The organism is Paracidovorax oryzae ATCC 19882 (genome assembly GCF_000687165.1).
Lineage (GTDB): Bacteria > Pseudomonadota > Gammaproteobacteria > Burkholderiales > Burkholderiaceae_C > Paracidovorax > Paracidovorax oryzae.
Genome location: NZ_JMKU01000021.1, coordinates 53,079 through 73,913 on the forward strand (window position 1 = coordinate 53,079; position 20,835 = coordinate 73,913).

The 20,835-nt window shown below is 69.9% G+C and carries 16 protein-coding genes; 3 read left to right on the plus strand and 13 right to left on the minus strand.

All coding sequences use genetic code 11. The annotated features are described in order from the left end of the window. Window positions 1-62: 62 nt before the first annotated feature. Both T336_RS0116650 and T336_RS0116655 read right to left on the minus strand, forming a co-directional pair. Window positions 63-914 carry a metallophosphoesterase gene (locus T336_RS0116650; protein ID WP_026433408.1) on the minus strand — a complete coding sequence of 284 codons (852 nt, stop codon included), beginning with the start codon at window positions 912-914 and terminating at the stop codon, window positions 63-65. Beyond that, the gene (locus T336_RS0116655; protein ID WP_019699822.1) at window positions 911-1,912 is read right to left on the minus strand and encodes a LysR family transcriptional regulator; all 1,002 of its coding nucleotides are present in this window, start codon (window positions 1,910-1,912) and stop codon (window positions 911-913) included. Before T336_RS0116655 ends, T336_RS0116650 begins: the two co-directional genes overlap by 4 nt. A 126-nt stretch (window positions 1,913-2,038) precedes the next feature. Here T336_RS0116655 and T336_RS0116660 point away from each other — a divergent pair, with 126 nt between their 5' ends. Continuing rightward, a complete protein-coding gene (locus T336_RS0116660; protein ID WP_019699823.1) occupies window positions 2,039-2,470 on the plus strand; it encodes a hypothetical protein in 432 nt (143 codons plus the stop codon). A 130-nt stretch (window positions 2,471-2,600) separates the two neighbouring features. On the opposite strand, the gene T336_RS0116665 is transcribed toward T336_RS0116660, so the two are convergent. The 5 genes from T336_RS0116665 to T336_RS0116685 are packed head-to-tail and all read right to left on the minus strand — an operon-like array spanning window position 2,601 to window position 6,879. Continuing rightward, window positions 2,601-3,173 carry a TIGR00725 family protein gene (locus tag T336_RS0116665; RefSeq protein ID WP_026433409.1) on the minus strand — a complete coding sequence of 191 codons (573 nt, stop codon included), beginning with the start codon at window positions 3,171-3,173 and terminating at the stop codon, window positions 2,601-2,603. Next, complete coding sequence (locus tag T336_RS0116670) at window positions 3,154-3,984, minus strand: ABC transporter permease (RefSeq protein WP_209435980.1); 831 nt, start codon at window positions 3,982-3,984, stop codon at window positions 3,154-3,156. The genes T336_RS0116665 and T336_RS0116670 overlap by 20 nt, the downstream gene beginning before the upstream one ends. Window positions 3,985-3,991: 7 nt before the next feature. Continuing rightward, window positions 3,992-5,077, minus strand: coding sequence for an extracellular solute-binding protein (locus tag T336_RS0116675; RefSeq protein ID WP_026433411.1), 1,086 nt, complete (start codon window positions 5,075-5,077; stop codon window positions 3,992-3,994). Between the two features lie 54 nt (window positions 5,078-5,131). Beyond that, on the minus strand, window positions 5,132-6,160 hold the full coding sequence (locus T336_RS0116680) for an ABC transporter ATP-binding protein (protein WP_026433412.1): 1,029 nt from the start codon (window positions 6,158-6,160) through the stop codon (window positions 5,132-5,134). Further along, a complete protein-coding gene (locus T336_RS0116685) occupies window positions 6,157-6,879 on the minus strand; it encodes an ABC transporter permease (protein ID WP_026433413.1) in 723 nt (240 codons plus the stop codon). The genes T336_RS0116680 and T336_RS0116685 overlap by 4 nt, the downstream gene beginning before the upstream one ends. 212 nt (window positions 6,880-7,091) lie before the next feature. Here T336_RS0116685 and T336_RS0116690 point away from each other — a divergent pair, with 212 nt between their 5' ends. After that, window positions 7,092-8,000: a LysR substrate-binding domain-containing protein gene (locus T336_RS0116690; RefSeq protein ID WP_026433414.1), complete on the plus strand. Its 909-nt coding sequence runs from the start codon at window positions 7,092-7,094 to the stop codon at window positions 7,998-8,000. A gap of 170 nt (window positions 8,001-8,170) precedes the next feature. On the opposite strand, the gene T336_RS0116695 is transcribed toward T336_RS0116690, so the two are convergent. The 5 genes from T336_RS0116695 to T336_RS0116715 all read right to left on the minus strand — a co-directional run bounded on the left by T336_RS0116695 (window position 8,171) and on the right by T336_RS0116715 (window position 14,281). Then, a complete protein-coding gene (locus tag T336_RS0116695; RefSeq protein ID WP_026433415.1) occupies window positions 8,171-10,033 on the minus strand; it encodes a phosphoenolpyruvate carboxykinase (GTP) in 1,863 nt (620 codons plus the stop codon). A gap of 265 nt (window positions 10,034-10,298) precedes the next feature. Continuing rightward, a complete protein-coding gene (gene queC / locus T336_RS0116700; protein ID WP_026433416.1) occupies window positions 10,299-11,006 on the minus strand; it encodes a 7-cyano-7-deazaguanine synthase QueC in 708 nt (235 codons plus the stop codon). A gap of 87 nt (window positions 11,007-11,093) precedes the next feature. Then, on the minus strand, window positions 11,094-11,246 hold the full coding sequence (locus T336_RS27140; protein ID WP_019699832.1) for a hypothetical protein: 153 nt from the start codon (window positions 11,244-11,246) through the stop codon (window positions 11,094-11,096). 122 nt (window positions 11,247-11,368) lie between these two features. Next, window positions 11,369-12,973, minus strand: coding sequence for an OpgD/OpgG family glucan biosynthesis protein (locus T336_RS0116710; RefSeq protein WP_019699833.1), 1,605 nt, complete (start codon window positions 12,971-12,973; stop codon window positions 11,369-11,371). A gap of 108 nt (window positions 12,974-13,081) precedes the next feature. Beyond that, complete coding sequence (locus T336_RS0116715; protein ID WP_026433417.1) at window positions 13,082-14,281, minus strand: threonine ammonia-lyase; 1,200 nt, start codon at window positions 14,279-14,281, stop codon at window positions 13,082-13,084. Window positions 14,282-14,544: 263 nt separating this feature from the next. On the opposite strand from T336_RS0116715, the gene T336_RS25325 reads away from it, so the two are divergent. Next, window positions 14,545-16,914, plus strand: a complete 2,370-nt coding sequence (locus tag T336_RS25325; RefSeq protein WP_035226329.1) for a Calx-beta domain-containing protein — start codon at window positions 14,545-14,547, stop codon at window positions 16,912-16,914. Between the two features lie 19 nt (window positions 16,915-16,933). On the opposite strand, the gene T336_RS0116725 is transcribed toward T336_RS25325, so the two are convergent. After that, window positions 16,934-20,650, minus strand: coding sequence for a hypothetical protein (locus T336_RS0116725; protein WP_244883975.1), 3,717 nt, complete (start codon window positions 20,648-20,650; stop codon window positions 16,934-16,936). Window positions 20,651-20,835 lie beyond the last annotated feature (185 nt).

Below are 20,835 nucleotides of genomic sequence, written 5' to 3' on the forward strand. Positions count from 1 at the left end.
GACCTGGGTCATCTTTGTGCTGCCGTGCGCGTGCGGGCCGGGGCGGGTGCCCCGTGGCGCCATCATACGGTCACGGTGAAATGCGGCCGGAAGGTCTCCTGCTCGCCCTTGCCGGCATAGCCCAGCGGGTTCGCGACCACGCGGCAGGCCCAGGCGCTGCCGTCCGGGCGGGTGCCCTGGGCGGTGTAGTCGCTGGGGGCATGCAGGTGGCCGTGCATCCAGACCTGCGCGAGCGGCAGCAGGTCGTCCAGCGCGTTGCAGAAGCCCGCCGTGCCGGGCACCAGCCCATAGCGGGGGTCGGCGCTGCGCAGGCTGGGGGCGAAGTGGGTGACCGCTACCGTGGTTCCGTCGAAGGGGGCCTGCAGGGCGCTGCGCAGCCAGTCCTGGCAGAGCAGCGCTTCTTCGCGCATCGCCTCGGCCAGGAAGGGTTCGCCGCCGCGCGTGCCTCCGGTCTTGCGCAGGTAGAAGTTGGCGGCGCGAAAGGCCTTGTCCCGGTGGCGCAGCAGCCGCGCCATGTCGGCGCCCCCGTCGCTCTTGTCCAGGGCCAGCGCGTCGAAGTCGCTCCAGAGCGTGGTGCCCACGAAGCGCACGCCCTGCAGCACCACGGTCTCGCGGTCGAGCCATTGCAGGCCCAGCCGGTCGCAGGTGGCGCGCAGGCGGTCCCGCGCCGCGTCGAAGTCGTGCAGGTCGTATTCATGGTTGCCCGGCACGAACAGCACCGGCACCGGCCAGCCGGCGTGCTGGGGCAGCGGGGAGAAGCGCGCCAGGCCGAAGTCGTCGTCCGCGAGGCGGGAGCCGGTCTGGTAGGAGCCGATGTCCCCGGCCAGGACGAGCAGGTCGGCACCGGGAGCGGGGCTGGGCTGGAACGCGGGATGGGTCTCCAGGTGCAGGTCGGACAGCAATTGGATCTTCATGCCCCCGGATTCTCCGGTGCGGACGCTGCCGTGGCTGCCGGAGGGTACGCCGCCGTGTGCCGGGCCGATCGCGCCATGGCATCCCTCAGCCAGAGGTGGGCGGCGTCGTGGCGCTTGCGGCGGTGCCAGAGCGCATCGACGTGCACGGTGGGCAGCGGCATGGGCAGCGGGCGCCAGACGAGTTCCCCGCCCAGGCTGGCCACGCCCACGAAGTGGCGCGGCAGCACGGTGAGCAGGTCGGTGGTCGCGACCACCCGGCCGGCGGTGAAGAACTGGTTCACCGTGAGCACGATGCGCCGCTCGCGGCCGAGCGCGGTCAGGGCCTCGTCGATGAAGCCGTAGGGCTTGCCGGAAAAGCTCACCAGCAGATGGCGGGCCGCGCAGTACTGGTCCAGCGTGAGCGGTTCGCGGGCCAGGGGATGGTCCTGGCGCATCACGCAGACATATTCGCCGTCGTAGAGCCGCAGGCTGTCGTAGGCGATGACGCTGTCGGTCTGCGCCCGCGCCGTGAGGTCGGCCATCACGGCGGGAAAGTAGCCCACGGCCATGTCGGTGGATTCGTCGTCCAGCAGGCCGCGCGGGTCGCGCGTGGTCAGCGGCACCACCCGCAGCGACACGCCGGGGGCCTCGCGCTCCACGATCTCCACCAGCGGGGGGATCAGCGTGGCGCCCGTGGCGTCGGCCATGGCGAGCACGAAGGTGGAATTGGCCGAGCCCGGATCGAACGCACCGGGGGCGAGCGACTGCTGCAGCTGGGCCAGCGCCTGCCGCACCGGGGGCCAGAGGGCCAGGGCCCGGGGCGTGGGCTCCACCCCCTGGCCGCTGCGCACCACGAGATCGTCGCCCATCACTTCGCGCAGGCGGCGCAGGGCATTGCTCACCGCGGGCTGCGTGAGCGCGAGCTTGGCGGCGGCGCGGGTGAGATTGCGCTCGGCCATGACCTCGTCGAAGACGCGCAGGAGGTTCAGGTCGAGCGAGCGGAAATTGACGGGCTGCATGCCTGAACCATCATCGGTGTGAATGTCTGGGATTCAAAATATAAAGTGGAACAACCCTGGGGTAAACCCTAAGATACCTGCATTCGCCCGGCAACTTCGCCACAAGCGTTTGAGAGGGTCTGCATCATGACGAACTTTGTACACATCGACTACCGTACCGAACATCCTGGCGTGGCACGCGCCGAACAGGCTGCCGCCACGCTGAAGAGCGCCTTCGAAGGCGCACGCGGCGCCTCCTCGCTGCTCCTGGCCGCCGTCGTGGCTGCCGTGCTGGTGGTGGCCAACCAGATCATCGACACCTGGAGCGAGGGCCACACCCTCACCGCCTGGATGGTGCTCTGGCTGATCGCCTTCGCCGCCCTGGCCCTGCTGGCCGGCCCCGTTCGTCGCGCTGCTTCCATGCTGCGCGCCGGCTTCCACGCCTGGAAGGAAGCCCGCCGCCGTGAAGCCGAAGACGAAAAGACCTGGAATGCCGCCCTGCACGATGCCCGCATCATGGCCGATCTGAGCCGCGCCATGAACGGTATCGCAGTGGACAACATCCGCCGCTACTATTGATCAGGTTCCGGGCCATCGCCCGGACCGGCCGGGGCCACGACCCGGCATCTTTTTCAGGGCACCGCGAGGTGCCCTTTTTCGTGGGCGTGCGACACGCGGGCGTGCACTCGTGCCCGGCCGCGCCGGCGCTTCATTCCAGCAGGCATGCCGCCACACGGGCCAGCATGTCCGCCACATCGTCCACCGGCACGGCGCCCGGCAGGGCCACGTCGCCGTGCATCACGAAGACGGGCGTGTTCCATTTCAGGCCCAGCGCCATTTCCGAGAGCGTGCCCATGTTGCCGCCGATGGCCACCAGGCACAGGGCGCTGCGGGCGATGAGTGCGTTGCGCATCTCCCCCATGCCGGTGGGCAGGGCCACGCCCAGCCAGGGGTTGGCGTTGCGCTCGTCCTCCTCGGGCAGGATGCCGATGGCCAGGCCCCCGGCCTCGGCCGTGCCCTGCGATGCGGCCGCCATCACCCCGCCGCGCCCGCCGCAGACGATGGCCATGCCCGCCCCGGCCAGCGCCCGGGCCACCTGGCGCGCGGCGCTGCATTCGCGCTCGCCGCCGTCGCCGGGGCCGATGATGCCCACCGGGCGCCGGTGGCGTTCCGGGCCGCGCTGGCGTTCGGCCAGCTGCTGCAGGGCCGCGCGCACGGCGGGGGGCAAGGTCTCGGCGGTGCCGTGGAAGGCGGTATCGGTATCAGTGCGTCGTGCGTGCATGTGTCGTATTCCGTTCGCGCAGGCGGGCCAGCACGTCGCCTGCGCCCATGACGATGACGCACAGCGCCATCAGCAGCAGCGACAGGGCCGCCGCCACGCCGAAGTCCGATCCGCCGTCGCCCACCTGGGCGTAGAGCATCAGCGGCAGGATGTTGAGCTGGGTGCCGGCCAGCGCCAGCGCCGTGCCGTAGGTGCCCATGGCGATGGCCGCCACCAGGCAGGCGTTGGACAGCACCGAGGGCGCGACCTCGGCCAGCACCGTGTCGTTGAAGGCGCGCCAGCGCGTGGCGCCCAGGGTGCGCGCGGCCAGCATGGGGCGTAGGTCGAGGTTGGCGAACACGGGGTAGAGCGACAGCGCCACCCGCGGCACCAGGTAATAGGCGTAGGCCAGGCCCAGTCCGCCCGCACCGTAGATCCAGCCGCCCACCTGCGCCGGGTCGGCGCCCAGGCGGGCCAGCAGCTGGGTGACGAAGCCGGCGCGGCCGAAGGCCAGGATGAAGCCGTAGGCGATCACCAGGCCCGAGAAGGCCAGCGGCAGGCCCAGCAGGGCCACCATCCAGCGCCGGCGCGCGTCCGGCTGGCGGGCCAGCTCGATGGCCACGGCCGTGCCCACCAGGGCCGATACGCCGCCGGCCGTGAGGCCCAGCGCCAGCGTGTTGCGCAGCGCGGCAGGCAGCAGCGGGTTGGCGAAGAGCCGGCCGAAGGCGCTGCCGCGTTCGGCGAAGGCCTCGGGCAGCAGCGCAGCCAGCGGCAGCGCGAAGAAGAGCGCCATGAAGGCCCAGGCGGGCCAGGCGCCGAAGCGGCGGATCATGGAGGGCTTACTTGGCGCCGAGCGCGACCTGGGCCCAGAGCTGGTCCACCTCGGCCTTGCGGGCGGCGGCCTTGACCACGTCCAGCGGGCGGATCTGCGGCGCGGCGGGCATCTTGGCGGCGATGTCGGCGGGCAGCGGCGTGCCGGGCACGGCCGGGCGCACGAAGCCCTGGGCGAAGAGCTGCTGGCCGGCGGTGCTCATGATGAAGTTGAGCCACAGCTTGCCGGCGTTGGGGTTGGGGCCGTTCTTGACCAGGCTGATGGCGTAGGGCGCGGCCACGCTGGCTTCCTTGGGGATGACCACGGCGCAGTCGTCGCCCATGCCGTCGCTGTACTTGGCTTTCAGGCCGTCGTTCTCGTAGCCGATCCAGACGGGAATCTCGCCCTTGAGGAACTTGGCATAGGGCGTGGTGCCTTCCACGCGCTGCACGTTGCCGGCCGCATGCAGGCGTCCCAGGTAGTCGATGCCGGGCTTGACGTCGTCCACGCTGCCACCGTTGGCATAGGCGGCGGCGAAGGCCATCACCTGGCCCACGCCGGTGCTGCGCGGGTCCAGATAGGTGACGGCGCCCTTGTATTCGGGCTTGAGCAGGTCGGCCCAGCCGGCGGGCACGTTCTTGACCAGCTTTTTGTTGACCAGGAAGGCGATGTTCAGCGTGTGGATGGTGAACCAGCGGCCTTCGGCGTCGCGGAAGACCTCGGGCAGCTTGTCGAAATGCAGGGGCTTGAAGGGCGCGACCACGTCCTTCTTCACCGCATCGACGGCCGATGCGGCGAAGTAGTAGGCCGTGTCGGCCTGCGGGCGGCGGCGCATCTTCTCCAGCGCGACCACCGTGGCGGCCGAGCCCAGGTCGTTGTAGGTCAGCTCGATCTCGGGATAGCGCTTCTTGAAGTCGCGGAACAGCGACTTCCAGTTGGCCCATTCGGGGCCGGTATCGAAGGAGACGCACAGGCCTTCCTTCTTCGCCTCGTCGTACAGGGCGCGCTCGCCGGCATAGAGCTCGGCGCCTTCGAAGGCGAAGGCGGCGCGGGTGGTGAGCAGGGAGGCCAGGGGCAGGGCGCCGGCGGCCTGGAGGAGATGTCTGCGTTGCATGGGGAAAGCTCCGGGATGAAGGGAAAAGACGGGGGGTGACGGCACGAAGGGCGCTCAGGCGTCCAGCAGCTGCAGGTGTTCCGGCGCGATGGCCACGGCCTCACGCGCCGGCCTGGCGCCTTCGCACAGCAGGGGGTGGGGCGCGCCGGCCACGGCGAAGTCGTAGCGGGTGACCGCGCCCAGATAGCGTTCGGCGCCGGCCCGGCCGGCCAGGCGGTTGGGCGTACCCGCGGGCGGGTCGGCCTGCACGTGCTCGGGGCGCACCAGCACCTGCACGGTCTGGCCCAGGGCGCGGCCGGCGGTGGCGACGGCCAGTTCGGCGAAGCCCGTGTCCACCCGGCCTTCGGCGCTCACGCGGGCGGGCAGCAGCGTGGACAGGCCCACGAACTCCGCCACCGCGCGGCAGGCGGGGCGCTCGTACAGCACGCGCGGCGTGGCCATCTGCAGCAGGCGGCCGTCCTTCAGCACGGCCACGCGGTCGGCCATGGCCAGGGCCTCTTCCTGGTCGTGCGTGACCAGCAGCGTGGTGGCGCCGAAGCGTTGCTGCAGGCTGCGGATCTGGTCGCGCAGATGCCCGCGCACGCTGGCGTCCAGCGCGGACAGGGGTTCGTCGAGCAGCAGCGCGCGCGGGTCGATGGCCAGGGCCCGGGCCAGCGCCACGCGCTGCTGCTGCCCGCCCGATAGCTGGGTGACGGCGCGCTGCGCGTGGCTGGCCAGGCCCACCACTTCCAGCAGCTCCAGGGCGCGGCGGCGGCGCTCGGCGGCAGCCACCTTGCGCAGCGTGAGGCCGTAGGCCACGTTGTCCAGCACGCTCAGGTGGGGGAAGAGGGCGTAGCTCTGGAACACCATGCCGATGCCGCGCTGGTGGACCGGCGTGCCCGCCATGTCCTGTCCGCCCAGCACGATGCGGCCTTCGTGCCCCGTCTCCAGCCCCGCCACCAGCTTGAGCAGCGTGGACTTGCCCGAGCCGCTGGGCCCGATGACGGCCACCAGCTCGCCGGCCGCCACATCGAAGGACACCGCGTGCAGGCCCTGCGTGGTGCCGGGATAGCGGTAGCTGACCTGATCGAAAACGAGGCTCATGGGGACGGCTTGCGGAAGACGGTGGAAGACAGCAGCGCTGCGATGCCGGCGAGCAGCAGCAGCACCACGGTGGCGGCGCAGGCGAAGCCCGTGGCGCCGTAGAAGGCCTGCAGCAGCACCACCGGATAGGTGCGGTTCTGGAAGCCCGCCAGCAGGTTGGAGAGGTTGAATTCGCCGATCGAGAGCGCCGCCACCATCACCAGGCCCGACAGCAGGCTCTGCCGCAGGCTGGGCAGCACGATGCCCGTGAAGCGCTGCCATTCGCCGGCGCCCAGCGTGGCGGCGGCCTGCTCCAGCCGTTCCAGGCCCAGGTGGCGCAGGTCGGTCAGCAGGGTGTGAGTGAGATAGGGCAGGGTGGCGATGGCGTGGGCCGCCACCAGCAGCGGAGTGCTGCCCAGCCAGGGCAGGGTGTCGGTGTTGAAGACCAGCAGGTAGCCGAAGCCCAGCGTGATGGCCGGCACTGCCACCGGCATGGCCGACACCAGCCGCGCCGCCATGCCGCCGCCACGGCGCGCGCCGTGGTAGAGCGCATAGGCCAGCGGCAGCGCCAGCAGCGCGTCGATGGCGCAGGCCGAAAGCGCCACCACGAGGCTGCTGCCGAAGGCCTTGCGGAAGGACGGGTCCTGCCACAGCTCGGCATACCAGCGGCCGGTGAGGCCCGTGGGCAGCAGGGTGTTGGTCCAGCTCTGGCCGAAGCTGCCCAGCACCAGCAGGCCCATGGGCAGCAGCAGGTAGAGGCCGTAGAGAAGGGTGATGCCGCGAACCAAGGGCGCTGCTTTCGAACAAGGGAGGGAGGCCGCGGAACAGTCCGGATACTTTCCGGAGGCGACGAAACGGCGAAGGATGTGCCGGAATTCTAGAAATCGCGACAGGGGCTTGCGTGAAGCTTGCGTGACAAAGCTTGAGCTTTTGGAAAGTATCATGCGCCTGCATGAAGCGCGATTGCCCCACCATCCAGGAACTGCTGGCCCTCGATGCCGTCGCCCGGCACGAAGGCCTGACCCGCGCCGCCGAGGCGCTGTGCCTCACCGTGAGCGCCGTCAGCAAGCAGATCGCGGGGCTGGAGGCTTTCCTGGGCCAGCCGCTGCTGCGCAAGCAGGGGCGGGGCGTGCAGCTCACGCCCCAGGGCCGGGCCTACTGGCAGAAGATCGCCGGCCCGCTGCGCGCGCTGGAGGCCGCGAGCTACGAAGCGCGGGCGGGTGGCGGCGATGCGGGCGTGGTCACGCTGGCCAGCGTGCCCACCTTCCTCACGCGCTGGCTGATTCCGCGCCTGCCGGCCTTCAGCCGCCGCCATCCGCAGGTCACGCTGGGCTTCAGCCGGCATCTTGCGCCCACCGAGAACCTGCCGCTCCAGGTGGATGCCGCCATCCGCTACAGCCCGGCCGAACTGCCCGGCGTGGTGGCCGAATACATCGCGGGCCGCGAATTCGTGCCCGTCGCGTCACCCGCGCTGCTCGAAGGCCCGCACCGCATCCATGCGCCCGCCGATCTGCTGGGCCACACCCTGCTGCATCACGAGGAGGCCACCGCCGCCTGGCCGCGCTGGGCGGGCCAGCACGGCGTGGCGGCCAGCTGGGTGGCGGCCGGGCCGCGCTTCGCCCAGTACTCGGCGCTGATCCAGGCGGCGCGCAGCGGCCTGGGCCTGGCCCTGGTGCCCCGCATCCTGGTGGAGGACGAGCTGGCCGAAGGCTCCCTGCGCGTGGCCTGCGGCGACCCGGTGGTGGTCGAGCAGGGGCACTACCTCTGCTACCGGCCCGACCGCATGCACCTGCCTGCTTTCGCGGCCTTTCGCGCCTGGCTGCTGGAGGAGGCGGCGCGCTCGCGCGGGCCGCTGGGCTGACGGGGCGGCCGCAGAGGGCGTCGGAGCCGATTTGCTATTGAAGATATAGCTCAATGCCGTTGTTTTACATGGGCTGAGGCGTGAAAAAGCCCCGGCCACAGGCGTGGTGCGGGGCTGGCCGGAAGCCGCCCGCGCAGGGCGTGCGGCTTTCGGGTCTGCGGAAGGGGGACTCAGGCGCCCAGGCGCTTTTCCAGGGCGGCCTTGGTGTCCAGCATCTGCGCCGGCAGGTGGTAGGCCAGCTGGTCGAAGTGCGCGGTGTGCAGCTTCAGCTCGTCGGCCCAGGCCGCGCGGTCGATGCTGGTCACGGTCTGGAACTGCTCGGCGGAGAAGTCCAGGCCCGTCCAGTTGATCTCGGCGTACTGCGGGGCGGTGCCGAAGGGCGTGTCCTGGCCGGCCGCCTTGTTCTCGATGCGGTCGATCATCCACTTGAGCACGCGCATGTTGTCGCCGTAGCCGGGCCAGACGAACTTGCCGTCGGCATCCTTGCGGAACCAGTTGGTGGTGTAGATGCGCGGCAGCGTGGCGCCCGAGGCGGCCAGCTTCTCGCCCAGGTTCAGCCAGTGCTGGAAGTAGTCGCTCATGTTGTAGCCCATGAAGGGCAGCATGGCGAACGGGTCGCGGCGCACCACGCCCTGCGCGCCGAAGGCGGCGGCGGTGGTCTCGGAACCCATGGTGGCGGCCATGTAGACGCCCTCGGTCCAGTTGCGGGCTTCGGTCACCAGCGGCACGGTGGTGGAGCGGCGGCCGCCGAAGATGAAGGCGTCGATCTTCACGCCCTTGGGATCGTCCCAGGCCGGGTCCAGGGCCGGGTTGTTGGTGGCGGCCACGGTGAAGCGGGCGTTGGGGTGGGCGGCCTTGGCACCGGTTTCCTTGGCGATCTGGGGCGTCCAGTCCTTGCCTTGCCAGTCGATCAGATGGTCGGGCAGCTTGCCGGTGTCCTTTTCCATGCCTTCCCACCACACGTCGCCGTCATCGGTCAGCGCGACGTTCGTGAAGATCACGTCCTTGTCGAGGCTGGCCATGCAGTTGGGGTTGGTGTGGTAGTTGGTACCAGGAGCCACGCCGAAGTAGCCGGCCTCGGGGTTGATGGCGCGCAGCGAGCCGTCGGCCTGGGGCTTGATCCAGGCGATGTCGTCGCCGATGGTGGTGACCTTCCAGCCTTCGAAGGCCTTCGGCGGCACCAGCATGGAGAAGTTGGTCTTGCCGCAGGCGCTGGGGAAGGCCGCGGCCACGTGGTACTTCTTGCCCTCGGGGTTGCTCACACCCAGGATCAGCATGTGCTCGGCCAGCCAGCCCTGGTCGCGGCCCATGGTGGAGGCGATGCGCAGCGCGAAGCACTTCTTGCCCAGCAGCGCGTTGCCGCCGTAGCCCGAGCCGTACGACCAGATCTCGCGCGTCTCGGGGTAGTGGACGATGTACTTGGTCTTGTTGCAGGGCCAGGACACGTCCTGCTGGCCGGTGGCCAGCGGCGCACCCACGGTATGCACGCAGGGCACGAACTCGCCTTCCACGCCGAGCACGTCGTACACCGCCTTGCCCATGCGGGTCATGATCTTCATATTGACGGCCACGTAGGGGCTGTCGGAGAGCTCGATGCCGATGTGGGCGATGGGCGAGCCCAGCGGGCCCATGCTGAAGGGCACGACATACATCGTGCGGCCCTTCATGCAGCCGTCGAACAGGGGCTGCAGCGTGGCGCGCATCTCGGCCGGGGCCATCCAGTTGTTGGTCGGGCCGGCGTCTTCCTTCTTGTCGCAGCAGATGTAGGTGCGGTCTTCCACGCGGGCCACGTCCGACGGGTCGGACCAGGCCAGGTAGCTGCCCGGGCGCTTGGCGGGGTTGAGCTTCTTGAAGGTGCCGGCGTCCACCAGCTGCTGGCAGAGGCGGTCGTACTCTTCCTGCGAGCCGTCGCACCAGTGGATCCTGGCGGGCTTGCACAGGGCGGCCATGTCGGCCACCCAGGCCAGCAGGCGGGCGTTCTTGACGTATGCGGGGGCCTGGAGGTCGAGGCCTTGCATGGTGGGTGCGTTCATCGCGGGCTTCCTGAAGTTGAAAAACGGTTTTTCAAAGGAAGCGGCCGGGAATGCGGCAAGGCCGCGCTGGATCCTGAGCGCTGTCTTTGAGAAAACGTCTTGCGGCTCAGTCGGCGGGCGGACGAACGCGCGGGAGTGGCGGTTCGCCAGGGGCGGTTGCGTCATCCGCAGGTCGGCTGGGATGACAATTTTATGAATAGCCCCCCTTCCTGTCTGTCAGACAGGGGGGAATTCCATGCAAAAGATGCATGGGGTTATGCGCTGTTCAGGCGGCGCGCTGTGCGCTCCAGCGCTCGTGTCCGGCGCGTCGCAGGGCGCAGGCCGGGCATTCGCCGCAGCCGTGTCCCCACGCATGCAGCGCGCCGCGCACGCCGTGGTAGCAGGTGTGCGTGTCTTCCACGATGAGCCGCACGAGTTCGTCGCCTCCGAGTTGCCGGGCCATTTCCCAGGTTTCGGCCTTGTCGATCCACATGAGCGGCGTCTCGATGGTGAAGCGCTGGCCCATGCCCAGGGAGAGGGCGACCTGCAGCGCCTTGAGGGTGTCGTCGCGGCAGTCGGGGTAGCCGGAGAAGTCGGTCTCGCACATGCCGCCCACCAGGGTGTGGAGCCCGCGCCGGTAGCCCACGGCGGCGGCCAGCTGGAAGAACAGCAGGTTGCGGCCGGGCACGAAGGTGTTGGGCAGGCCGGCTTCCGTCATCTGGATGGCGGTGTCGCGGGTGAGCGCGGTGTCGCTGATCTGGCCGAGCACGGCCAGATCGACCATGTGGTCTTCGCCCAACCGCTCGCGCCACCGCGGAAAGCGCTCGCGCAGCGCCGCCAGCACGGTGGTGCGGGCGTCCAGCTCCACATGGTGGCGCTGGCCGTAGTCGAAGCCGATGGTCTCCACCCGCTCGAAGCGCTCGAGCGCCCAGGCCAGGCAGGTGGTGGAGTCCTGGCCACCGGAGAAGAGGACGAGGGCGTGGCCGGCTCGCATGGGATGGGTCCTTGGGAAAAGAAAGAGGAGAGCGAAAAGAAAAAGCCCCGCATGGGCGGGGCCGGCTGGCGGGTGGTCGGGAGGGGTTCAGGCCATGTAGATGGCGATGAACGCCAGCAGCAACATGAGGATGCCGCCCGCGATGGGCAGCACGATGGGCATGTAGGGCACCACGGCCTCCACGCCGTCGGGTGCGTGGTGCTCGCCGGCGTGCGGTGTGGTGGTGGTGTCGTGTGCCATGGCATTCTCCTCGGGACGGGGTTGCGGATGGGATGGCCCATTCTAGCTACAGCCCCGCGGCGCCCGTGCCGCGGTTTCCTCGGTAATAACCTCAGTATCCGTGCCGGGCGGCGCGTGGCCGCTCAGGAGAGGCGGCGGTCCGCCGGGGCGGGCGGCACCCACTGGTAGAGCCACGTTTCGGTGAGCGGCGCGCCGTTCTCTCCGCGCAGGAACATGCGGATGGTGATGGGCGCGGTGCTGTCGTCCTCGGGCTTGATGTCGAACATGGCGCGCCAGCCCTGGATGGCGTCCTGCGGCCGGGCCGAGGTGATCTCGATCTTGCCGCGGCTCGCGGTGATCACGGGCTCGACCTTGGCGCCGCGGCCCAGCGCCACGAGGTTCTCCCCGGCGAAATCGACCGCGAAGCGCCAGGAGAAGTACTTGCGCGGCTGGCCGACCACGCCGCCCAGGCCTGTCCAGGTGGCCACGCAGCGCGCCAGCGGGGACTGGGCCGGCGGGTGGGCGCCCCAGAACAGGCGGTAGCCGATCAGCAGTTCCTCGCCGGGCTGCGGCTTGCGGTCGGGGTTCCAGAAGGCGACGATGTTGTCGAAGGTCTCGTCGATGGTGGGGATCTCCACCAGCTGGATGGAGCCCGCGCCCCAGTCGGACTTCGGCTCCACCCAGAGAGAGGGCCGGCGCTCGTAGAACACGCCGTCGTCCTGGTAGTGGTCGAAATTGCGGTCGCGCTGCACGAGGCCGAAGCCGCGCGGGCCCTGGTCGGCGAAGGCGTTGAACTGCAGCGCCGGCGGGTTGGTGAGCGGCCGCCAGACCCATTCGCCGTTGCCGCGCCACATCTGCAGGCCGTCGGAGTCATGGATCTCGGGACGCCAGTCGTTGGCCATGCGGCGGTCGTTCTCGCCGTGCTGGAACATGCTGGTGCAGGGCGCGATGCCCAGCCGCTCGATGGCCTTGCGCGGATACAGGGCGGCATCGATCTCCATCACCTGCGTGTCGCCCGGCGTGATCGCGAAGCGGTAGGCGCCGGAGATGCTGGGCGAGTCCAGCAGGGCCAGCACGACGACGGTGTTGGAGCCCGGCGCGGGGCGCTCCAGGTAGAAGGCGGTGAAGTCCGGGAACTCCTCCGGCCGCTGCATGCCGGTATCGATGGCCAGGCCCCGGGCGGAGAGGCCGTACTGCCACTCGCCGCCCACGGCACGGAAGTAGCTGGCGCCCAGGAACGCGGCCACGTCGCGCACCGGGTCGGTGTGGAAATTGAGGCGGAAGCCCGCGAAGCCCAGGTCCGGCGGCAGGTCGCCGGGCTTCAGGCCGCTCTTGCCGTAGTTGAACATCTCGGGGTCGTAGGCCAGTTCCTGGGCCTTGCCGTCGGCCAGCTCGAACATGCGCACCGGCTTCTTGAAGAACAGGCCCAGGTGGAAGAACTTGGCCTGGAAGCGCAGTTTCTCGTCGGCCCAGAGGGCGTGGTCGCCGCGGAACTGGATGGACTGGTACTGGTCCCAGTCGAGCTTGGACACCGAGGGGGGGATGGTGTCCTTCGGCGGCTCGTAGGCCTTGGCCGCCAGGGCGCGGGCCTGGCCCTTGAGCGCCGCGAAATCGAAGGGCTGGGGCTGGCCCAGCGGCTTGAGGGCGGCGAAGGCCTGGGTCCAGTTCAGGCCCAGGCCGCCTGCGGTGGCCAGCGCGGCGCCGTGGCCGAGGGTGCGGAGGAAATGGCGTCGTTGGGGTTTCTGCATGGGGCAGCAGTGTGCCGAAAACGACGCGGCGGTGATGCAACGCCGTGTGACTCTGTGGATATTGCCCGCAAAAGCCGCTCCAGTCCTACAGCGCGGAGGGGCGCAGGATCACAGGAGATCGGCTTCCATGGACGCTGCACGGAGGCAGGCCAGTACCTGCTGCACGTGCTCGCGGCCGCGTGTCTGCAGCACGATTTCGATCTCCACGTTCTGGGCGGCCAGCATGGTGAAGGCGCGCTGGTGGTGGACTTCCTCGATGTTGGCGCCCGCCTCGGCCACCGTGGCGGTGATGCGCGCGAGCACGCCCGGGATGTCGCGCGCGCTCACCTTCACGCGCGCCAGGCGCCCGGAGCGCACCATGCCGCGCTCGATGATGGCCGCCAGCAGCAGGGGGTCGATGTTGCCGCCGCACAGCACCAGGCCCACGCGCTTGCCGCGGAAGCGCTCCGGGTGCCGCAGCAGCGCCGCCAGGCCGGCGGCTCCGGCGCCCTCGACGAGGGTCTTCTCGATTTCCAGCAGCATGAGCACGGCCTGCTCGATGTCGCCCTCGTCCACGAGCAGCAGGTCGTCCACCAGGCGGGCGATCACCTCGCGGGTGATCCGGCCGGGCGTGCCCACGGCGATCCCCTCGGCGATGGTGGAGGTGCCCTGCGGGTGCTGCGTGCCCTTGACCGCATTGACCATGGCCGGAAAGCGCGAGGTTTGCACGCCGATGATCTCGATGCCGGGCTTCAGGGCCTTGGCGGCGGTGGCGATGCCGGCGATGAGGCCGCCCCCGCCCACGGCGATGGCCAGGCAGTCCAGGTCCGGCACCGCCTGCAGCATTTCCAGGCCGACGGTGCCCTGGCCCGCGGCGACGGCTTCATCGTCGTAGGGGTGCACGAACGTGAGTCCCCGCTCCTCGGCCATTGCATAGGCATGGGCCCGGGCTTCCTCCAGCGTATCGCCGTGCAGTACCACCTCGGCGCCGAAGCCGCGCGTGCGCTCCACCTTCACGCCGGGCGTGAAGCGCGGCATCACGATCACGGCGGCCAGGCCCAGGCGCTGCGCATGGTAGGCCACGCCCTGGGCGTGGTTGCCGGCGCTCATGGCGATCACGCCGCGCCGCTGCTCCTCGGGCGAGAGCTGGCTCAGCTTGTTGCAGGCGCCGCGCTCCTTGAAAGAGGCGGTGAACTGCAGGTTCTCGAACTTGAGGAACACCTGCGCGCCCACGATCTGCGAGAGCGTGCGCGATTCGACGCAGGGGGTGTCGAGCACCTGGCCCTGGAGTCGGGCGGCGGCGGCCTGGATGTCGGGGAGGGTGAGCATGGGCGCCATTGTCGCGCCTGCCGAGCAGGATGCCCATGCCGCGCGCCGCAGTTCCCAACTCTACAGGACCGGCCATCCATACACGCTTGTTTTCTCATGCGCCATTCCCCCATGGTCTGGTGTTGGAAGAGGGCGAATTCCATGCGGCGAAGGGGCTCTGCGGGCATTCTTTCCTGTTTGGGATCGAGCCGTGCGCCCATGGCACACGGTATCTGCGGCACACCGCGTGCCCGCGCCTACGAGGATGACAGGGAGGCAGGGAAATGAAAGAAAACAATGTTCTTCGGGCCACGGCACGCCGGGCCCTGCGCTGGCTCATCGCGGCATGCCTGCTGGCGACGTCGCAGGTCTGCCTGGCTGCCTACTGCCCAACGCCTCAGACTGCGACCGTGAACCCGGGAGGGGCCACGACCTTCGACGTCAGCAATTGCGACGGTCCTTCCAATACGGGCATGACCGATGACAGCGTGCCGCCCGCACACGGCAGCTATGTCCTCAGCGGTCAGTCCGGCCCTGGCACCCAAACGGTGACCTATACCAACAACGGCGACGGCGCGACCTCGGACTCGTTCTACCTGCTGGACGAGGACAACAACCAAGTCGTCTTCAACATCACCATCAATCCCTCGCGCACCGCCAGCATCACGGTCTCGCCGTCCAGCGCCAACGAGGACAGCGGCACGGCCTTCGTCTACACGGTGACGCTGAGCCAGACCAACAGTGTGGCGACCACGGTGAACCTGACCCGGAGCGGCACGGCCACCAGCGGGACCGACTACACCGGCGCGGTCAGCAGCGTCGTGGTGCCGGCCAACGCCACCTCCGCCAGCTTCAGCGTCACCCCGGTCGCCGATACCACGGTGGAGCCGGACGAGACGGTGATCTTCCAGGTGGCCAGCGGTAGCGGCTACTCGATCGGCAACCCGTCCAGCGCCACGGCCACCATCGTCAACGACGATTTCCCCGTGGCCAGCATCAGCGTGTCGCCGGCCAGCGTGGCCGAGGACGGCGCCGCCAATCTGGTCTATACCGTCGCCCTGGACCAACCGTCTCCCTCGGCGCTGTCCATCGGCTTCAGCGTGGGCGGTACCGCGACGTCCGGCACCGACTACGCCGCGGTCAATTCGCCGCTGGTGATCGCCGCCGGGCAGACCAGCGGCACGATTACCATCGATCCCACCCCCGACACCACCGTCGAACCCGACGAGACCGTGGTGATCAGCCTCAACGCGGGCAGCGGCTACACGGTCGGGTCGCCGAACAGCGCCACCGGCACCATCCTCAACGACGACCTGCCGGCGCTGTCGGTCAACGACGTGTCGCAGAACGAGGGCAACTCCGGCACCACCGCGTTCACCTTCACCGTTTCGCTCAGCCAGCCGGCCGGTACCGGCGGGGTCAGCTTCAACATCGCCACTGCCGACGGTACAGCGACCGCGGGCACGGACTACATCGCGTCCAGCGTGACCGGGCTGACCATCCCGGCCGGCAGCAGCAGCGCCACCTTCACCGTGCAGGTGGTCGGCGACACGCTCAACGAACCGAACGAAACCTTCTTCGTCAACGTCACCAACGTCAGTGGAGCCACCGTCGCCGATGGGCAAGGCCAGGGCACGATCGTCAACGACGATGCGGTGCCGGCGCTGACGGTCGGCGATGTCAGCGTCACCGAAGGCAACAACCTCACGACCACGGCGACGTTCACCGTCAGCCTCAGCGCGGCCAGCGGCCGGACCGTCACGGTCAACTATGCGACCGCCGATGGCAGCGCCAACGCCGGCAGCGACTATGTCGCCGCTTCTGGCACGCTGACCTTCCCCCCGGGCACGACGACGCAGAACGTGGCGGTGACCATCAACGGCGACACCACCGTCGAGCCGGACGAGACCTTTACCCTGAATCTGTCCGGCGCCAGCAACGCGAGCATTGCCCGCGCCACGGCCACCGGCACCATCCTCAACGACGATGCCGTGGTGACGATCTCGCCGGCGTCGCTGCCGGCGGCCACCGCCGGCACGAACTACAGCCAGACCCTTGGCGCCAATGGCGGGACCGCGCCATACACCTTCGCCGTCACCGCCGGCGCCCTGCCAGCCGGGCTGGGCCTGAGCAGCGCCGGCGTGCTGTCGGGCACTCCCACGGCCAGCGGCAGTTTCAGCTTCACCGTGACCGCCACCGACAGCCGCAACGTCAATCCGGCCACCGGCAACCGCGCCTACACCCTGACCGTTGCCGCTCCGGTGCTGACCCTGCCGGCGACGACGCTGCCCGGCGGCACCCGCGGCCAGGCCTACAGTGCCACGATCAACCAGGCGACCGGAGGCGTCGCCCCGTACACCTATGCGCTGAGCGCCGGTGCATTGCCGGAGGGTCTGCGCCTCGACAGTGCGACGGGTGCGCTCAGCGGCACGCCCACGGTGGTGGGCGATTTCGCCTTCACGCTGACCGTGACCGACAGTACGTCCGGGACCGCGGGACAGGCCAGCCGCAGCTATGCGTTGGCGCTCTCCGCAGCGCCGGCCCCGGTCGCCATTCCGGGGCTGACGGAAGGTGGCCTGCTGCTTTTGACGGCATTGCTGGCCGCGGTTGCCTGGCTGTGCCGGAGCAGGACCTGGGCGCCCATCCGCCGTTGAGGCGTGTGGCCGCCGGCCGTCAGCGCCTGCGGCGGTGGCGCGGTGCCTTCGCGGGGGCGATGGCGGGCGCCGTACTGGACGAGGCGGCTGCTGCCGCGGCGGCGAGTTCCTGTGCACGGCTGGCGATCGGCGCTTTGAAGGCCTTGAGCCGCTGCATGCACTCCAGCGATGCCTTGAGCATCTTCCTGACCAGGTGGGCGTTGCCGTCATCGCGCAGTTCGCGGAGGGCGAACTGGTTCTTCTCGGAGAGGTCGTTGTGGAGTAAATCGATGAATTCGGTGCAGACTTCCAGGTCTTTCGCCGTGCGCCGCTGCACGTCCGGGCCCAGGAACCTGGCGAGCCAGTGCGCGGCTACCTGGGCCTGGACGATGGTGCTTTCGAATTTGCCGCGCCACATCAGCATGCCGAATGCGCCTTCCATGTTGACCTTCTCGGCCTGCGCGATGTCCGCATAGCCCGGGAGCCGGCTCTCCGCGTCCAGCCGCTGCGCCATGTGCTCCAGGCTGTCATCGATTTTCTGGGTCGCGCGCTCATAGCGGTCTGCGATGGTCATCAGGCCATCCCGGACGTCGCGGGGCCGGGTGGCCTCCCGGGCGTGGACGCCGATCGCGATCGACCGGCACTCCAGGAGGTGGCCCAGACCATCCAGGCTCCGCTGCATCAGGGTCACCAGCCGTTCGCTCTGGCGGATGTTCGCGCCGTCGATCATGGCGGCCTGGCGGCCGCTGCGGGACGACAGCCGCATGCTGGCCTCCAGGTAGTCACCCAGGGCACCGGCCGCGTCCTGCTGATAGGTGAGTGCTTTTCTGGCGAACTGCCGTGCGACCCGCGGCTGCTGGTCTGCCGGCGCCTGGGCGATGGCCTGCGAGGCTTCGTGGAAGAGCTGCAGCAGGCCGGAGGTGACCCGTGCGGCATAGGCCGTCTCGCTGAGGCTGTTGCGGGAGGTCTGGTAGTCCTGCGCCATCTCCGGCAAGGTGCCGGGCGGCAGCGCCGGCAGCAGGGTGGCGCGCAGGTCGGTGGTGCGTTGCGCGATGGCAGCCACGCGCGCTGCCAACTCCAGGTCTTCTGGAGGGACTGCCGGGGCGGGCGAGGCCTGTGCCGATGGCGCGACCGACCCATCGCTCGTGAACTGCAGCGGGAGGTCGAAGGCCAGTTCATGGATGGACAGCATCCGGTCGCTGAGTTGGGACGTCGCGGCCAGGAGGTCTGCCTCGCTGGCCTCGCGCAGGCTGTCGATGGCCTTCATGCCGTGAAGCAAGGCGAAGCTGATGGCATCCGTCCGGAGGCCGTCGCACCAGCGTGCCCAATGCTGCAAGGGGATCTTGAAGGTGGAAAGGGCGGCTTCACTGGCCTGCCGGGCCGCCGTGCCCAGAGCCTCGGCGCGTGCCAGGGCTTGCGTGGGAGTGTCCAGCGGCATGCGCAGGGCGTCGCCGGTCGCGGACAAGGCGGCGAATGCCCTGGCGATGGCGGCGATGCGTGCGCGCTCGGGCAGTTCCGGCCCATCGATGCCATGGAGCGACCGGTGGAATTCCCCGGCTGCGGCCAAGGCTCGGACAGCCAGGTGTTCGATGCCGGAAGGCCGCGGCTGTTGCGCGGGATCTGCGTACAGCACCGGCGCTGTGGCCCTCCAGATTTTTTCGAAGGACTGTTCCAGTGCCGAGAGGGCTTTCTCGAGCGTGGCGGCATGGGCCGTGTCGATGCGTGCCTGCAGCGCGCCGAGGGTCCCGCTGGATGCCTGGCGCTGCGCCGCGGTCCAGCCGGCGAGGTGCTCGCCGAGCGTGGATTGCGCCTGCTGTGTTGCCGCCAGTCCCTGGCGCAGCTGCTCGACCAGGTCGCCGGGCCGCTGCCATGGCACCGTTGGCAGGCTCTGCCCGTCGCTGGCGCCGACGGCAGGCGGATGTGGTCGCTCCATCGCCCGGAGCGCGGCCTCCACCGCGGCCTGCAATGCGTCTTCCTTCTGGACGCGGGCCTGGCCTGCCACCTCCGCTTCCATTTCCGCGGCGCTGCGCAGCGCGCCGTCGCAGGCCGTGCCGCAGAGGTACGCCAGCTGGTGCATGGCCGCGGCCATGTCCCCCCAGGCCGCCGCCCGGGCCTGTTGTCCGGCGGTCTGCAGGCGTGCAGCGTGGTCTCTCGCCTCCGTCGCTGTGCGGGGTGCGTGCGCCAGGTCTTCGCATGCCTGGGCGATGGCGGCGCATACCGCACTGCACCGCTCCAGTGTGAGGGGGGCCATGCTCGCATGCATTCCTGAACGTTCCAGTGCATCCCGGGCATGCCGGGCGGCCTCGGCCGCGCCGGTCAGCGCGTACCGGGCCGTGGCCGGGTCGCCCTGAGGCATTGCCTGCGCTGCGTGGAGGCCTTGCCTGGCCAGGTGGCCCAGCAATTGCAGGACCGCTGCCCGGCCCCGGTCCGATGCGGCCGCTTGCGCGGCGGCAATGCGCGCCTGCAGGCTGCCGATGGCATCGCGCGAGGCCTCGCGCTGCACCGGGCTCCACGGCGCGGTGTGGGCCTGGAGCGTGCGGCCGGCGTTCTCCACGCGCTGCAGGGCGAGGTGCTGTTCTTCGAGCGTTTCCAGCGCCTGCCGCCAGGGCGCCTGGGGCTGCGTGTCCTGTCGTGTGCCTTGCCGTGCGGAGGCACCTTCCTGCGGGGGCTGCAGGCCGGCCAGCAGGGGAGCCATGGTTTTGTGCAGTGCCGCTTCACGCCGCAAAGTGGCGCGGCTTTCCCGGGCTTCGGGGTGGGTCAGGGCGCTTGCCTTCACGGCAGCCTCGGGGCCGGCGCCATCGGGCGGATGCGACCAGGCCTCGAGCAAGGCGCGAGCAGTGTCTTCCAGCGCGGCGCAGGAGTGCGCGTAGGCCGTGAGCCAGGCTTCCTCGATGGCGCCGGCTTCGAGGGCATCGTTGCCCGGTGGGGGCAGGCGCGACGGGATTCCGGGCAGCTTGCCGTCCGGGCCGATCGCGTCCAGCAGGTCTTTCATCCGCGGGCCGATACCGGCCAGCTCCTGGCGCAGCGCTGCGTCGATGTCCATGACGGCGTCTGGCAGGCCTGCCAGTGTTTCGTACCTCCGCAGGCCGCAGGCCTCGCGCAGTCGGGCTGCGGCTTCTTCGTGCGTCCGGCTTTTGCCTGCCGCCCCGGCGTGGGGGGCCTGCCGCAGCAGGAGCAGTCCCTTCAGGGTCGTTTCCTGCGCACGCAGGCGGCAGGCCACGGTCTGCAGCTGCCAGAGTTGCTGGTCGAGCTGGTCGGGGCCTGCGTGGGGCAGCAGCATTTCGCGTGCGGACAGCGCGGCCTCATGGTGTTCCGCTGCGGCTTCCCAGGCGTTTGCGGCGGCCTCGATATGCCCCAGGGCCTGCTTCACTTGCATGAAGCCACTCGACCTGTGGTCGTACGTGGGCCTCAGGGCTTGGGAAATGTCCTCCCCGGTGGGCAGTGTGCTGCCCAGGGCTGCCCGGGCCATTTCCGTGGCCCGGGCCACCATGGCATCCAGGGCCTCGGGCGTGCGTGCGCTGGCCAGTGCCTGCGTGATGTCCGAGAGCCGTGCGCGGCGCGCAGCCTGGATCGGGCCGTCGTCCACGATGACATCGAAGCTGGCCTCGGAATCCGTGTCCGAGTCCCAGCCGGTGTCCGGGTCCTGGTCCATCCCTGCGGGCTCCGGATCGACCGATCCCTCGGCCCGTTGCAGCAGCATTGCCTGCAGCCGTTCATGGGCCGTGGAAGCGGAAGGCGACGGGGGCCGGGGTGCCATCGGGCTGTCCGGCGCGGGTGGTGAAGACCGGGAGACCAGACCATCTGTCGCCTGGCGGGGCGAGGGCGAGCGGGCACCGCGTGGCGTCCGTTGCGGCGGGGGGGTGCCGGAGACATCCGGCCGTGCGGAAGGAGAGCAGGGGCGTGCGGAAATGGAATGCATGGAGCGATGTGGAGGACGCTTGG

Coding starts and splice junctions, on each gene's coding strand:
- T336_RS0116650 (WP_026433408.1), bottom strand. CDS start 914: ATGAAGATCCAATTGCTGTCCGACCTGCACCTGGAGACCCATCCCGCG.
- T336_RS0116655 (WP_019699822.1), bottom strand. CDS start 1,912: ATGCAGCCCGTCAATTTCCGCTCGCTCGACCTGAACCTCCTGCGCGTC.
- T336_RS0116660 (WP_019699823.1), top strand. CDS start 2,039: ATGACGAACTTTGTACACATCGACTACCGTACCGAACATCCTGGCGTG.
- T336_RS0116665 (WP_026433409.1), bottom strand. CDS start 3,173: ATGCACGCACGACGCACTGATACCGATACCGCCTTCCACGGCACCGCC.
- T336_RS0116670 (WP_209435980.1), bottom strand. CDS start 3,984: ATGATCCGCCGCTTCGGCGCCTGGCCCGCCTGGGCCTTCATGGCGCTC.
- T336_RS0116675 (WP_026433411.1), bottom strand. CDS start 5,077: ATGCAACGCAGACATCTCCTCCAGGCCGCCGGCGCCCTGCCCCTGGCC.
- T336_RS0116680 (WP_026433412.1), bottom strand. CDS start 6,160: ATGAGCCTCGTTTTCGATCAGGTCAGCTACCGCTATCCCGGCACCACG.
- T336_RS0116685 (WP_026433413.1), bottom strand. CDS start 6,879: ATGGGCCTGCTGGTGCTGGGCAGCTTCGGCCAGAGCTGGACCAACACC.
- T336_RS0116690 (WP_026433414.1), top strand. CDS start 7,092: ATGAAGCGCGATTGCCCCACCATCCAGGAACTGCTGGCCCTCGATGCC.
- T336_RS0116695 (WP_026433415.1), bottom strand. CDS start 10,033: ATGAACGCACCCACCATGCAAGGCCTCGACCTCCAGGCCCCCGCATAC.
- queC (WP_026433416.1), bottom strand. CDS start 11,006: ATGCGAGCCGGCCACGCCCTCGTCCTCTTCTCCGGTGGCCAGGACTCC.
- T336_RS27140 (WP_019699832.1), bottom strand. CDS start 11,246: ATGGCACACGACACCACCACCACACCGCACGCCGGCGAGCACCACGCA.
- T336_RS0116710 (WP_019699833.1), bottom strand. CDS start 12,973: ATGCAGAAACCCCAACGACGCCATTTCCTCCGCACCCTCGGCCACGGC.
- T336_RS0116715 (WP_026433417.1), bottom strand. CDS start 14,281: ATGCTCACCCTCCCCGACATCCAGGCCGCCGCCGCCCGACTCCAGGGC.
- T336_RS25325 (WP_035226329.1), top strand. CDS start 14,545: ATGAAAGAAAACAATGTTCTTCGGGCCACGGCACGCCGGGCCCTGCGC.
- T336_RS0116725 (WP_244883975.1), bottom strand. CDS start 20,650: ATGGCACCCCGGCCCCCGTCGCCTTCCGCTTCCACGGCCCATGAACGG.